This window comes from Streptomyces sp. NPDC001508, assembly GCF_040298665.1.
Lineage (GTDB): Bacteria > Actinomycetota > Actinomycetes > Streptomycetales > Streptomycetaceae > Streptomyces.
In genome coordinates this window covers 99,927-111,625 of sequence record NZ_JBEPAP010000019.1, presented here as the reverse complement: position 1 = coordinate 111,625, position 11,699 = coordinate 99,927, and the positions used below count along the sequence as shown (strand labels likewise).

The 11,699-nt window shown below is 71.9% G+C and carries 14 protein-coding genes; 7 read left to right on the top strand and 7 right to left on the bottom strand.

What is annotated here, in order from left to right; translation table 11 throughout:
• Positions 1-185: 185 nt before the first annotated feature.
• A complete protein-coding gene (locus ABT245_RS19400) occupies positions 186-980 on the bottom strand; it encodes a methyltransferase (protein ID WP_351735107.1) in 795 nt (264 codons plus the stop codon).
• A gap of 212 nt (positions 981-1,192) precedes the next feature.
• On the opposite strand from ABT245_RS19400, the gene corA reads away from it, so the two are divergent.
• Positions 1,193-2,320 carry a magnesium/cobalt transporter CorA gene (gene corA / locus ABT245_RS19395; RefSeq protein WP_351735105.1) on the top strand — a complete coding sequence of 376 codons (1,128 nt, stop codon included), beginning with the start codon at positions 1,193-1,195 and terminating at the stop codon, positions 2,318-2,320.
• Between the two features lie 24 nt (positions 2,321-2,344).
• Here the strand turns inward: corA and ABT245_RS19390 are convergent, their stop codons facing one another.
• From ABT245_RS19390 to ABT245_RS19380, 3 genes are all read right to left on the bottom strand, one after another.
• Positions 2,345-2,779, bottom strand: coding sequence for a CBS domain-containing protein (locus ABT245_RS19390; RefSeq protein ID WP_351735103.1), 435 nt, complete (start codon positions 2,777-2,779; stop codon positions 2,345-2,347).
• A gap of 289 nt (positions 2,780-3,068) precedes the next feature.
• A complete protein-coding gene (locus tag ABT245_RS19385; RefSeq protein ID WP_351735101.1) occupies positions 3,069-3,701 on the bottom strand; it encodes a nucleoside/nucleotide kinase family protein in 633 nt (210 codons plus the stop codon).
• A 190-nt stretch (positions 3,702-3,891) separates the two neighbouring features.
• Complete coding sequence (locus ABT245_RS19380; protein ID WP_351735099.1) at positions 3,892-4,299, bottom strand: winged helix-turn-helix transcriptional regulator; 408 nt, start codon at positions 4,297-4,299, stop codon at positions 3,892-3,894.
• A gap of 99 nt (positions 4,300-4,398) precedes the next feature.
• Between ABT245_RS19380 and ABT245_RS19375 the strand changes: the two genes are divergently transcribed.
• The 4 genes from ABT245_RS19375 to ABT245_RS19360 all read left to right on the top strand — a co-directional run bounded on the left by ABT245_RS19375 (position 4,399) and on the right by ABT245_RS19360 (position 8,232).
• Positions 4,399-5,118, top strand: a complete 720-nt coding sequence (locus ABT245_RS19375; RefSeq protein ID WP_351735097.1) for an NAD(P)-dependent oxidoreductase — start codon at positions 4,399-4,401, stop codon at positions 5,116-5,118.
• A 150-nt stretch (positions 5,119-5,268) separates the two neighbouring features.
• Positions 5,269-5,964, top strand: coding sequence for a DUF2293 domain-containing protein (locus ABT245_RS19370; RefSeq protein ID WP_351735095.1), 696 nt, complete (start codon positions 5,269-5,271; stop codon positions 5,962-5,964).
• Positions 5,965-6,103: 139 nt separating this feature from the next.
• On the top strand, positions 6,104-6,583 hold the full coding sequence (locus ABT245_RS19365; RefSeq protein WP_351735093.1) for an anthrone oxygenase family protein: 480 nt from the start codon (positions 6,104-6,106) through the stop codon (positions 6,581-6,583).
• A 161-nt stretch (positions 6,584-6,744) separates the two neighbouring features.
• On the top strand, positions 6,745-8,232 hold the full coding sequence (locus tag ABT245_RS19360; RefSeq protein ID WP_351735091.1) for a glutamate synthase subunit beta: 1,488 nt from the start codon (positions 6,745-6,747) through the stop codon (positions 8,230-8,232).
• 217 nt (positions 8,233-8,449) lie between these two features.
• Here the strand turns inward: ABT245_RS19360 and ABT245_RS19355 are convergent, their stop codons facing one another.
• The gene (locus tag ABT245_RS19355) at positions 8,450-8,725 is read right to left on the bottom strand and encodes a DUF397 domain-containing protein (protein ID WP_351735089.1); all 276 of its coding nucleotides are present in this window, start codon (positions 8,723-8,725) and stop codon (positions 8,450-8,452) included.
• A complete protein-coding gene (locus ABT245_RS19350) occupies positions 8,726-9,586 on the bottom strand; it encodes a Sco1979 family transcriptional regulator (RefSeq protein WP_351735087.1) in 861 nt (286 codons plus the stop codon).
• Positions 9,587-9,807: 221 nt separating this feature from the next.
• On the opposite strand from ABT245_RS19350, the gene ABT245_RS19345 reads away from it, so the two are divergent.
• Together ABT245_RS19345 and ABT245_RS19340 are read left to right on the top strand one after the other, a co-directional pair.
• Positions 9,808-10,458: an ATP-binding protein gene (locus ABT245_RS19345; RefSeq protein ID WP_351735085.1), complete on the top strand. Its 651-nt coding sequence runs from the start codon at positions 9,808-9,810 to the stop codon at positions 10,456-10,458.
• Positions 10,449-10,883 carry a hypothetical protein gene (locus tag ABT245_RS19340; RefSeq protein ID WP_351735083.1) on the top strand — a complete coding sequence of 145 codons (435 nt, stop codon included), beginning with the start codon at positions 10,449-10,451 and terminating at the stop codon, positions 10,881-10,883. The genes ABT245_RS19345 and ABT245_RS19340 overlap by 10 nt, the downstream gene beginning before the upstream one ends.
• A gap of 89 nt (positions 10,884-10,972) precedes the next feature.
• Here ABT245_RS19340 and ABT245_RS19335 read toward each other — a convergent pair whose 3' ends face one another.
• A complete protein-coding gene (locus ABT245_RS19335; RefSeq protein WP_351735081.1) occupies positions 10,973-11,614 on the bottom strand; it encodes a DUF899 domain-containing protein in 642 nt (213 codons plus the stop codon).
• Positions 11,615-11,699: the final 85 nt, after the last annotated feature.

The window sequence follows — 11,699 nt, the reverse complement described above, 5'->3', positions numbered from 1 at the left end:
GGCTCGTTCGGCTCCATTGAGTCTCGCTGGGCGCAATAGGCTCGTCTGGCCCAGCAACACGCCTCTTGAGGCCCAGCAACGCGTCGCGCGGCCAGCAGACGCGGACGGCGGCCCTTGGAGCGGGGCGGTACCGCGGACGGGCGGATACCGCGGTCGTCGGGCGCGGCTCGGCGGGTCGGTTCGGCCTATGCCTTGCGCCCCCACACCGAGATCATCGGTGCCGTGGCCAGGTCCATGCCGCCCGCCGCGACATTGGCGAGGTGCTGGTCGATGTCCTCGTCGGTGGCCAGTCCCGCGGCGACGAGCCGGTCCCGGATCTGCCGCACGGTGGCGGACTCCAGCGCCGCGCAGGCGGGCGAGGTGAGCGGAAAGTACGCGTCGGCCTGCACGTCGCGCAGTCCGGCCTCGCGCAGCAGGCGCGGGAGCCTGCGGCCGTAGGACAGGTCGGCGCCGCGCTCGGCGAGCAGGCTGCGAAAGCCCTTGCGCAGACGGTTGGCGAGTCGCTGCTCGGGGCCGTACTCGTCCGGGCAGGTGAGGGGCTGGAGCGCGGGGTCGGCGTCCTCGATCAGGAGCCGTCCGCCGGGCCGCAGCGCCTGGATCATCGAGTGCAGCGCCCGCTCCCGGTCCGGCACGTGTACCAGGACCAGGCGGGCGTGCACCAGGTCGAACCCCTCCCCTGGCGGCTCCTGCGCGCCGACGTCGTGGACACGCACCTCGACGGGCGGACGGGCGGCCGGAAGGAGCAACGAGGTGTCGATGTCGGTGGCGACGACCTTGCCGGTCGGGCCGACCTTCTTGGCCAGCCAGGACACCACCGAGGTACCGCCGGCGCCGACCTCCCAGCAGCGCCGGCCCGGCCCCACCCCGAGGTCCGTCAAGTGCCGGAAGGTGGTGGGGTCGAAGAGGGTGGCGAAGGCGTCGAAGCGCTGCCCCGCCTCGTTCTGCCGGTTGTCGAGGAGATAGCCGTCGGATTGTGTCATGCCTCGATCATCCCAGTCGGCCCGCCGGTCGATGGTGGTCGACGCTCCAGCGCGACGAGAGGTCCGCCACGGCCGTGCCGGTTTGTCCACAGCCGGGAACCAAGCGGAATGTGTCATTCCCACAGGCTTGCCCGCGTATCGCGCTGGGCTGGCAGACTTTCTGGTCAAGGCGCGACAGCACGGCGCGAGGAGCACCAGGCAGGGGGATCCGGATGTCCATGGCAGGGAATCTGCGCAAGGTCAGGGACCTGAGCGGAGTGGGCCGTCTACGCAAGGTCGCGCGGCTGGCCCGGAGGCGGCCGCGCGTCGATCTGAGCCATCCCGCCCGGTCGCCCCTGGGCTCCTCTGTGGTCAACTGCGTGACGTACCGGGACGGCACCCGGGCCTCCGGCGACGGCGAACTGATCGACACCGTGGAGCGGATACGCAAGAGCGGCGACGGATTCGTCTGGCTCGGGCTGCACGAGCCGACGGACGCCGAGTTCGCCGGCATCGCCGAACTGTTCGACCTGCATCCGCTGGCGGTCGAGGACGCGGTGGAGGCCCACCAGCGCCCGAAACTGGAGCGGTACGGGGAGACGCTGTTCGTGGTGTTCAAGACGGTCTGCTATGTCGAGCACGAGGAGCTGACGGCGACGAGCGAGGTGGTGGACACCGGCGAGATCATGGTGTTCCTCGGCCAGGACTTCGTGATCACGGTGCGGCACGGACGGCACGGCTCCCTGGGACCGCTGCGCGAGGAACTGGAGTCGCAGCCCCGGCATCTGGCCAAGGGCCCGGCGGCGGTGCTGCACGCCATCGCGGACCATGTGGTGGACGAGTACCTGACCGTGACGGACGCGCTGCAGTCCGACATCGACCAGGTCGAGACGGACGTGTTCGCGGAGAACGGGGCGCGGGTCGACCCCGGGCGTATCTACCAGCTGAAGCGTGAACTCCTCGAACTGAAACGGGCGGTCGTACCGCTCGCCCGTCCGGTCGAGGACCTCGCCACACGGCCGATCCGAGTGGTCGACCCGGAGATACAGGCCTATTTCAGGGATGTCCTCGACCACTTGATACGGGCGAAGGAACAGATCGCCTCCTTCGACGAACTGCTCAACTCGATCCTCCAGGCCCATCTCGCACAGGTGACGGTCGCGCAGAACGAGGACATGCGGAAGATCACTGCCTGGGCCGCGATCATCGCCGTACCGACGATGGTGTGCGGGGTCTACGGCATGAACTTCGAGCACATGCCGGAGCTGCACTGGCGGTTCGGCTACCCGCTGGTCATCGCGGTGATATCCATCGCGTGTCTGACGCTGTACCGAGGGTTCAGGCGCAACGGCTGGCTGTGACCGGTCCGGGGCCGGCCCCGGACGTCAGCGGCCGGGCGGCGTGGTCCGGGCGTAGACGCTCTCGGTGAAGGCGGCGATCTGGTCCTCACCCAGGTGCTCGGCGAGGTCGGCCTCGCTGATCATGCCGACCAGACGCTTGTTCTCGATGACGGGCAGGCGGCGGATCTGGTGCCCCCGCATCTCCTGGAGCACTTCACCGACGTCGGCGCTCGCCTCGATCCAGCGGGGTGTGCCGCGGGCCATCTGCCCCGCGGTGATCTGGGCGGGGTCGTGGCCCATGGCCACACAGCCGACCACGATGTCGCGGTCGGTGAGAATGCCGCAGAGCCGTTCGTTCTCGTCGCTGATGGGCAGCGCCCCGACGTTCAGCTCGCGCATCAACTGGGCGGCGCGGTCCAGGGTCTCATGGGCGGGGATCCACTGGGCGCCACGGTGCATGATGTCTCCGGCGGTGGTCATGGTGCACCTCCCGGTACCGGACTGGCCGGCGCGGCGCGGGAAACACCGCTGGTCCCGGCGGCCTTCATTCTCCCGCGCACGGCCCGGTCTCCGCACCCGCAGACGCGGGCCTCGCTCCACCCCTGGGCCGCGGAGCGCGGGCCGCGCCCGCCGCGGGAGCAGGCCCACGCGGGAGAAGGTCCGCGCGGGTCCGCACAGAGAAGGCCCGCGCCGGGGAGGTCCACGCGGGTCCGCACAGAGAAGGTCCGTGCGGGGACGGCCGTGCGGGGACGGCCGTGCGAGGGGTGGTTCAGCCGTTCCAGGCGGGGTGCCGGGGGTCGTCGGCGCGGATCAGGACGTCGGCCGTCGTAGCGGGGTCGGTCTCGTCCGCGTACCGCTCGAAGGCGGGCAGCGTCCAGTGGTCCGCCTCGGGGGTGCGGCGGCGCAGGGCGTCCGGTGAGAGGAGGACATGGACGGTCAGGTCGAAAGGAAACCAGTGCCGCAGAAGGAGCGGACCGTGCAGCAACAGCAGCCCACCGGGCGGGAGTCGGACGTAGGAACTGCGGGTGGCCCGATCGGTGGCCGGGTCCCACAGGTCGGGCAGGACGCGGCCGTCGCCGCCGGGTTCGAGCGGGCCGAAGACCTCGCGCCACAGTGCCGCGGTGTCGACCCAGCCGCTGTAGTACGACTCCACGTCCCGGTGGCCGTGCTCCAGCCGGACGGAGGCGGGGCGCAGGAATCCTTCGGCGCCCACGACGAGCGAGGGACGGCCGCGTACCCGCAGCGCCTGCGCGACCCGCTCCGCGAGGTCGCCCGGGCGGGCGGCCGAGGCGCCGTCGAAGGCGATGCGCGGCCAGGTACCGCCGTCCGCGGGCCGGACGTCGAGCAGCCGCTCGGCCAGCCGTTCGGCGAGCCGGTCCCAGGTGATCGCTTCGAGTCGCACGGGCCCATGATGCCGCGCCGGGCCGACCGCACCGGCACGGGGACCGACCGGGCCCGTCCGACAGCCGCCAAGGGGACCGCGGCCCGACGGCGGGGCGGGCGCCGGTGCCGGGTTCGGCGGGAGCCGCACTCGCCGGCCGGTCCTTGTGCCCCGTCGCGAGATCCGGCGGGCGTGTGGTGGCCGGTGGCGGTCAGGAGAGCCGTTCGTGGGCGCGGCGGGCGGCGAGAAGGGCCGGCAGATGCGCCTCGCTCCAGGCGCGAGCGGCATCGAGAAGGGGGATCAGGGTGCGACCGAGAGGGGTGAGGGCGTATTCGACACGAGGCGGGTTCTCGTCGTACGTGGTGCGGGTGAGCAGACCGTCGCGTTCCATCGCGCGCAGGGTCTCGCTGAGGACCTTGGGGGTGATCGTCCGGAGCGGGACACGGAGTTCGCCGAAGCGGCGCGGGCCGCCTTCGAGGCAGCGGATCACCATGCCGGACCATTTGTCGCCGACCCGGAACGGCATCGCCGAGGACGGGCAGACGGGGTCGAACATGTCGGGTTCGAGCAGGGCGTGGTCGAGCGGGGCCGGCCGCTCGCGGTCCATCGCTTCGGTCATCCGTCGAGGGTAGCGCCGATACCGTTGAAGTAACCGGGGTCCCAGCCCCTAACGTCCAGGTCAGCACGCGAAACCGCGGTGCGGACAAGGAGGTTGGGCATGGGCGGGAGCAAGGGCGGGATCGTCGTCTTCGGAGCCGGCGGGCGGGCCGGGCGGGCGGTCACGGCGGAGGCGCGCGGGCGCGGGTACGAGGTGACGGCGGTGGTGCGGGATCCGGCGCGGTATCCGGACCTCGCCGTGGCCGGAGTGACCGTCGTACGCGGGGATGTCACCGATCGCGGTTCGGTGGCCGGCGTCGTGGGCGGGCGGGTCGCCGCCGTGCACGCGGTGACCCCGTTCAGCGGTCCCGAGCAGGGGTTCGACACGCTTGACCCGGCGTTCTTCGTGAAGGCGGCGGACGCGCTGCTCGGTGGACTTGCCGCCACCGGGGTGGGCCGCCTCGTGGCCATCGGGCTGGGCGCCAATCTGCTCGGCGCGGACGGCCGACCGGTGATGGATGATCCCAAGGCGTTCCCGGCGGAGATACGGCCGTTCGCGCTGGCGCACACCGCGGGGCTCGAACGACTCCGTGAGCACCGTGCCGGGGTCGTCGACTGGGTGATGCTCACGCCGGCCGGGCACCTGGAGCACGGCGGGGCGCGGACCGGGCGGTACCGGGTCGGCGGGGAGCGGCTGCCCGACGGCGACGCCTGGCTGTCGTACGCGGACCTCGCGGTGGCGGTCGTCGACGAGATCGAGGCCCCGGCGCGGCACCGCACCCGCGTCTCGGTGTTCAACCTCCGCGCGGACGCCGGACCCGACCATCACGCGGACGCCTGATCCGACCTTCGCGCGGGACGCCGGACCCGGCCTTGGCGGAAGACACCGATACGGGGCCACGTCTCCGCCGGGACTTGGGAGCCCACCGAGGGGATGTGGGGCCGCGCCGGCGCACGGGAGAACCGGGACCGGGAGGGGAAGGTACCGGGTATGGCGCGCCTTGCAACTCACCCGTCGTCCAACGGACTTCTCGTGATCCAGCCGCTGCGGCGGAAGCAGTGCGCCGCATGCCGTCGCGGACCGTTGCCCCTGCTCGTGTTCGAGGACGGAATGCCACGCTGCCTCGACTGCGCCGACCTCGGTCACCTGGTGTTCCTGCCGCGCGGCGACACCGCACTGACGCGCAGGTCGCGAGAGGAGAGCGGGCTGTCGGCGGTGGTGATGCGGTTCAACCGGCGCAGGAGCCGGTACGAGCGGCAGGGCATGCTCGTCGAGGAGGCGGCCCTGGCCCGGGCGGAGGAGCGGTGCCTGGCCGACGCGGAGGCGCGAAGACGGCGTCGGGCGCGGGACGCGCGGCGCCGGGCGGCGCAGGACGCGCGGTTCGCGGAGGCGTTCGCGGGGCAGATCCGGCGGCTGTTTCCCGGGTGTCCGGCCGACAGGGCGGAGGCGATCGCCGGGCACGCGTCCGTGCGGGGCAGCGGGCGGGTGGGGCGCAGCGCGGCGGGGCGGTCGCTGTCCGAGGGTGCGGTGGTCTCGGCGGTCGTGGCGGCCGTGCGGCACCTGGACACGCCGTACGGCCGGCTGCTGATGAGCGGGGTGCCGCGGCACGAGGCGCGGCGGCGGATCGCGGCCGCCGTGGAGACAGTGCTGCGCGGGTGGCGGGGGGCCGGGGCGGACGTGGGGTGAGACCGGCAGGCCGGGGCGGCCGGACGCTCGCGCATGCGCTCGCGCGTCACGGCGATGGTCAGGGTTTCGCAGGGGGAATTCACTGGGGCGACGGTGAGTGCCGGGCGGACCCGGTTCGAGTTGGGGAGTGGATGAGGACATGATCGACGGGCCGTACTTCGTGCTGATCGTGCTGGGGGTGCTCGGTACCGGGCTGGTGGCCGGGGTGTTCTGCGGGTTCTCCACGTTCGTGATGCGCGGGCTGGGCGCGTTGCCTTCTGCGCAGGGCGTCGCCGCGATGAACGCGATCAACGTGGCCGCGGTGACGCCCGCGTTCATGCTGGTGTTCGCGGGGTCCGCGGTGGTGTGCGCGATGATCGCCGTGGTGACGTTCGTGCTGTGGCCGGACGAGGGCAAGGTGGAGTTGCTGCTGGGCAGCGCACTGTTCCTGTTCGGTTCGTTCGGGCTGACCCTGGTCGCGAACGTGCCCCGCAACGACACCCTGGCCGGAATGGAGCCGGGCAGCCCGGAGGCAGCCGCGTACTGGCCGACGTATGTGCGCGAGTGGACCATGTGGAACCACGTCCGCACGGTCGCCTCGGCCGCCGCCGCGGTGGCGTATGTGCTGGCGCTCACCTGAGTGCGTCCGGGGCCCGCCCGCGTGGGTCCCGAGCGGGCGGGCCGCGCTGGTGAGGGGCCCGTCGGCGGCTCTGCGGGTGCGGCCGGAGGGACGTATCGTGGCCGCAGGAGTGCCGCCCGAAGACGCATGGTCCGTCGTACGCGGAGGCGAGGAAGACGACCATGGCCGACCCCAAGGGTTTTATGACCACGCCGCGCGAGGAGTGGCCACGTCGGCCCGTCGAGGAACGGGTCAGGGACTGGGACGAGGTGTACGTCCCGGGGGCGCTGCTGCCCATCATCAGCAAGCAGGCCGACCGGTGCATGGACTGCGGCATACCGTTCTGCCACGAAGCCTGTCCGCTGGGGAACCTGATCCCCGAGTGGAACGACCTGGTGGCGCGTGAGGACTGGCGGGCGGCCGCCGACCGGCTGCACGCGACGAACAACTTCCCCGAGTTCACGGGCCGGTTGTGTCCGGCGCCGTGCGAGGCGGGGTGCGTGCTCGCGATCAATCAGCCGGCGGTGACCATCAAGAACGTCGAGTGCGCCATCGCCGACCGGGCCTGGCAGGAGGGCTTCACCCCGCCCCGGCCGCCGGACCGGCTGTCCGGGCGGACGGTCGCGGTGATCGGATCGGGCCCCACGGGGCTCGCCGCGGCACAGCAGCTGACCCGGGCCGGGCACACCGTCGCCGTGTACGAGCGGGACGACCGGGTGGGCGGGCTGCTGCGGTACGGCATCCCGGCCTTCAAGATGGAGAAGCGGCACCTGGAGCGGCGGCTGGAGCAGATGCGCGCGGAGGGCACCAGGTTCCGTACGTCGACGCTGGTCGGGCGGGACGTCGGGGCGGACGAGCTGCGGACGCGGTACGACGCCGTGGTGATCGCCACGGGCGCCACGGCGTGGCGGGAACTCCCCGTGCCGGGGCGGGAGTTGGCGGGAATCCACCAGGCGATGGAGTATCTGCCGCTGTCCAACCGGGTGGGCGAGGGCGATCTGACGGTCTCGCCGCTGTGCGCGGCGGGGAAGCACGTCGTCATCGTGGGCGGCGGTGACACCGGTGCGGACTGTCTGGGCACGGCGGTCCGGGACGGCGCCGCGTCCGTGACCCAGCTGGACATCTACGCCCAGCCGGGCGCCGAGCGGGACGCGGACGCCGAGCCCTGGCCGACGTATCCGAAGATCTATCGGCTGTCGGCCGCGCACGAGGAGGCACGCGACCTGGTGACGGCGCCGGCGGCCGACGCGGACGCGCGGCTGTTCGCGGCGTCGACGCTGCGCTTCACCGGGGACGAGAGCGGGCATGTGCGCTCGCTGCACCTGGTGGAGGTGGACGCGGCGCGCCGGCCGCTGCCGGGCACCGGACGGAACCTGCCCGCGGACCTGGTGCTGATTGCGCTCGGCTTCTCCGGGCCCGATCGTACGGACGGGCTGATCGACCAGCTGGGGCTGGCGATGGACGCACGCGGCACGATCGCCCGGGACGCGGGTTTCGCGACCGGTGTCCCCGGTGTGTTCGCCGCCGGGGACGCCGCGCGCGGACAGTCGCTGATCGTGTGGGCGATCGCGGAGGGCCGGGCGGTGGCCGCGGCGGTGGACCGGTATCTGACGGGGAGTTCGCGGCTGCCCGCGCCGATATCGGCGTACGACCGGCCGATGGCCGTGTGACGGCAGAGGGCCGGCGTCCGCCGGCCCTCCACCGCTGTCTTACGGGCGTGGGCGCTACCCCCGCCCGTCGATGGTGCGGTCGTCCTTGCCGCCGCGGTACCGGTCAGTCATGGGGGGAACTCCGTAAACGTCGGTCGCGGTTGGTGATCAAGTCGGTACCGGAACAGGGAAGTCGATTAAGAGAAGTCGAGTTAGCAGCAACATCAAGGTGCGGGGTTCAGGACAGCAGGAAGTCCGCGTCACCTGCCTTCGCGCCCTGGATGAAGGCGTTCATCTCGTCCGTGGTGTAGATGAGCGCCGGCCCGTCCGGGTCGGTGGACTGACGGACGGCGATCCGGCCGTCGGCGAGCTTCATGGCCTCCAGGCAGTTGCCTCCGTTGCCGCCGCTCCACGGCTTGTGCCAGCCCTCGCTGCCCAACTCGCGCGAGGGCATGCCGTTGTAGATCCGCTGGGCGCGGGGCAGCGGCTTGGCGTGGGTCTTGCTGCGTTCCATTCACAACTCCTTGCGAAGATCCCGGAGGATCTCCTTGGTGCGATGTGCCGTGGCGGCCTGAGCCGCCATGCGGTCCATGACCTCAAGGTGGGTCGCCACCTCAGAGCGCGCGTCCAGGTAGACGGCGCCGGTCAGGTACTCGCTGTAAACCATGTCCGGCAGTTCCGACTCGGCGAATCGGAACAGCACGAACGGCCCGTACGTGCCCGGATGCGGCCCGCCGGCGAACGGGGCGATCTGGAGGGTCACGTTGGGCAGCTTCGCGGCCTCGAGCAGCTTGTCGGTCTGAGCGCGCATCACCTTCGGGCCGCCGACCTGGCGCAGCAGGACGGTCTCGTCCATCACCACCCAGAAACGGGGCGCGTCGGTGCGGGTGAGCAGGCCCTGGCGCTGCATGCGCAGCGCGACATGGCGCTCGATGTCCTCGGGCCGGGTCTGGCCTATGGCGCCGGATTCCAGGACACCGCGCGCGTAGTCCTCGGTCTGCAGCAGGCCGGGCACGAAGTGCGGCTCGTACGAGCGGATCAGGCCGGCCGCGCCTTCGAGGCTCACGTACATCGAGAACCAGCCCGGCAGGATGTCGTGGAAGCGCTGCCACCAGCCGGGCTTGTTGGCGTCCTCGGCGAGCTGCACGAAGAGGTCGGCCTCGTCGTCAAAGACGCCGTAGGCCTTCAGGAGCAGCTGGAGGTACGGGATCTTGAAAGCGACTTCGGCCATCTCCATGCGGCGGACGGTGGCGGGGGCCACGCGGAGGATGCGGGCGGCCTCCTCGCGCTTGAGCCCGGCGCGTTCCCGCAGGTCCAGCAGGCGCCGACCGAGGACGACCTGGCCCACGGTCGGCGCGGACCGCGGTTCGCTCACGCTCCACCTCCCACCTCTTGAACGCGCTGGACACGCATGGATCCGGACAGCCCTGCGGCGCCGTTCGAAGGAGTCATCGGTGATCAGCTGGATCGCCGGTGATTCGAACTGGCGCCGCCGGACGTGCTGTTGCGAGCAGTGTGCCACGGCCCTCCACCGAGTCACACAGCACTCTGCAATTTTCAGAGTGACACTTGCCAAGTGTTCGCGGCGGAGCGATAGTGGCAAGTGTGATTCCGTCCGCGCCCTTAGGAACAGAGGCCGCCGCAGACCGACCGGGTCTCGGCGCCGCCGCGGGAGCAGCCGCAGGTCAGGCCGCTGCCGAGCGTCGGTTCCGGTTCGAGCTGGCCGCACATCCGGGCTCACCCGCCCAGGCGAGACGCCTGACGCGGGCCCGGCTGTCCGGCTGGTCGGTGTGCGCGGATACCTGCGACACCGCAGCCCTGGTGATCTCGGAGCTGGTCACCAACGCGGTCGTGCACACGGCCAGCACCCGGGTGGTGTGCGAGCTGCACGACCACGACGACGTGCTGCGGATAGCCGTGCGTGACGAGGGGTGCGCGCCGGGTGAACCCCACCCGTCGCCACGGCGGGCCGAGGAGGAGCATGGGAGGGGATTGCTTCTCGTGGATGCCATGTGCCGGGCCTGGGGTGCCCAGGAGCACGGGCCGGGCCTGCTGGTCTGGGCCGAGCTGCCGAGCCAGACCGACGCCGCCCCGGACACCGCAGAACCGCGCAACGACCTGGGCTGGGGCACCCGCCCCAAGCCCGGCCCCGGCCGGGGCGCCGGCGAGGAGGAGCGGGTGCAGAAGCAGTACCGCAGGACGTCCGAGACGGAGACAAGGCATTCCGGGAGGGCTGAATGGCTGTGAGCGGTGCCCCCCATCACGGTCCGGTGCTCGGGCTCGACACCCTGGTGCGGCTGCGGCGCGAGCAGCGTTCGCCGGGCGCGACCGGGCGGCTCGCGCTTCCCGAGGGCATGACGACACCGCTGGGCTGCGACGCCGTTGCGGTGCCCGCCCGCTTCGGGCCGCTCGTCGTCCCCCGGCTGCCGCGGGTGGGTTGTGTGTACGCCGACGGATCGCACTGGTGGTGGATCGTCCCGTCGGACTCCGACTACGAGCTGACATGGCCGACCCCGGCGCAGTACACGCCCGGCGCCCGGCTGCCCGCCACCAGCCGTCTCATCCACCGGCCGGACGGCACGGTTCCGTACACCCCGCCGATTCCGCTCTATCTGGCCCTGTGCCGGGTGACGGGGACCACACCGGACTGGTCCCAACAGCTCAGCGCGTAGCCGCCGACGGCAGGACACGGCAGCCCGGGCCGCCCGGGCGCCTCGTAGGCGTGCTCGTCAGTCGTACTCGTCCTCCTCAGCCGTATCCGTCAGTGGTACTCGTCGTGATGGCGGACCCGGTCGCTGCCCTCGGGGGTGCGGCCGAGCGCCGTCAGGTCCAGCAGGCTGGGGACGGAGCCCAGTCCGTCAAGTCCGTCCTCGTAGGCCGAGTAGGTGTGGAAGACCCGGTCGTGCTCACGCAGGAAGCAGCTGATCCCGGGCCGGTCGGCGAGCGTCCCGTCCCGTTCCAGGGTCACCTCGAAGTCCCGGTTGAAGTCGTTGCCGTACGACGAGAACCAGGGCAACGCCCAGCCCATCCGCGCCTTGAACGGCAGGATCCGGGTGATCGGCGCCCGGGAGACGACCGCGAACGACGTCCCGCGCGCGTGGAGGTGCGCCAGGTGCCCGACCTGGTCGAGGAACGCGGAGCAGCCGGGGCAGCCCGCGCCCCATTCGGGCGCGAACATGAAGTGGTGGACGACCAGCTGGCGCCGCCCCTCGAACAGGTCGAGGAGCGTCGCCTTGCCGTCGCCGCCCTCGAACACGTACTCCGTGTCGATCTCGACCACGGGCAGCCGGCGCCGCTCCGCGTTCAGCACGTCGCGTGCGCGCCGGACCGCCTCCTCCTTGGCGAGCAAGTCCGCCCGCGCCGCGCGCCACTGCTCGCGCGAGACGATCTCCGGTAACCGCATGGAGCCTCCTGTACGACGGTCACGACCCTGCGCTCCGGGTGGTGACCGGTGGGCCGGGCGGAACTCATCGCAGCGCGGCGGATTT

What these genes read in the sequence shown, in the direction of transcription:
- ABT245_RS19365 (WP_351735093.1), top strand. Translation starts at nt 6,104, where the DNA reads ATGATCGACGGGCCGTACTTCGTGCTGATCGTGCTGGGGGTGCTCGGT.
- ABT245_RS19380 (WP_351735099.1), bottom strand. Translation starts at nt 4,299, where the DNA reads ATGACCGAAGCGATGGACCGCGAGCGGCCGGCCCCGCTCGACCACGCC.
- ABT245_RS19355 (WP_351735089.1), bottom strand. Translation starts at nt 8,725, where the DNA reads ATGGAACGCAGCAAGACCCACGCCAAGCCGCTGCCCCGCGCCCAGCGG.
- ABT245_RS19360 (WP_351735091.1), top strand. Translation starts at nt 6,745, where the DNA reads ATGGCCGACCCCAAGGGTTTTATGACCACGCCGCGCGAGGAGTGGCCA.
- ABT245_RS19400 (WP_351735107.1), bottom strand. Translation starts at nt 980, where the DNA reads ATGACACAATCCGACGGCTATCTCCTCGACAACCGGCAGAACGAGGCG.
- ABT245_RS19335 (WP_351735081.1), bottom strand. Translation starts at nt 11,614, where the DNA reads ATGCGGTTACCGGAGATCGTCTCGCGCGAGCAGTGGCGCGCGGCGCGG.
- ABT245_RS19340 (WP_351735083.1), top strand. Translation starts at nt 10,449, where the DNA reads ATGGCTGTGAGCGGTGCCCCCCATCACGGTCCGGTGCTCGGGCTCGAC.
- ABT245_RS19375 (WP_351735097.1), top strand. Translation starts at nt 4,399, where the DNA reads ATGGGCGGGAGCAAGGGCGGGATCGTCGTCTTCGGAGCCGGCGGGCGG.
- corA (WP_351735105.1), top strand. Translation starts at nt 1,193, where the DNA reads ATGTCCATGGCAGGGAATCTGCGCAAGGTCAGGGACCTGAGCGGAGTG.
- ABT245_RS19390 (WP_351735103.1), bottom strand. Translation starts at nt 2,779, where the DNA reads ATGACCACCGCCGGAGACATCATGCACCGTGGCGCCCAGTGGATCCCC.
- ABT245_RS19370 (WP_351735095.1), top strand. Translation starts at nt 5,269, where the DNA reads ATGGCGCGCCTTGCAACTCACCCGTCGTCCAACGGACTTCTCGTGATC.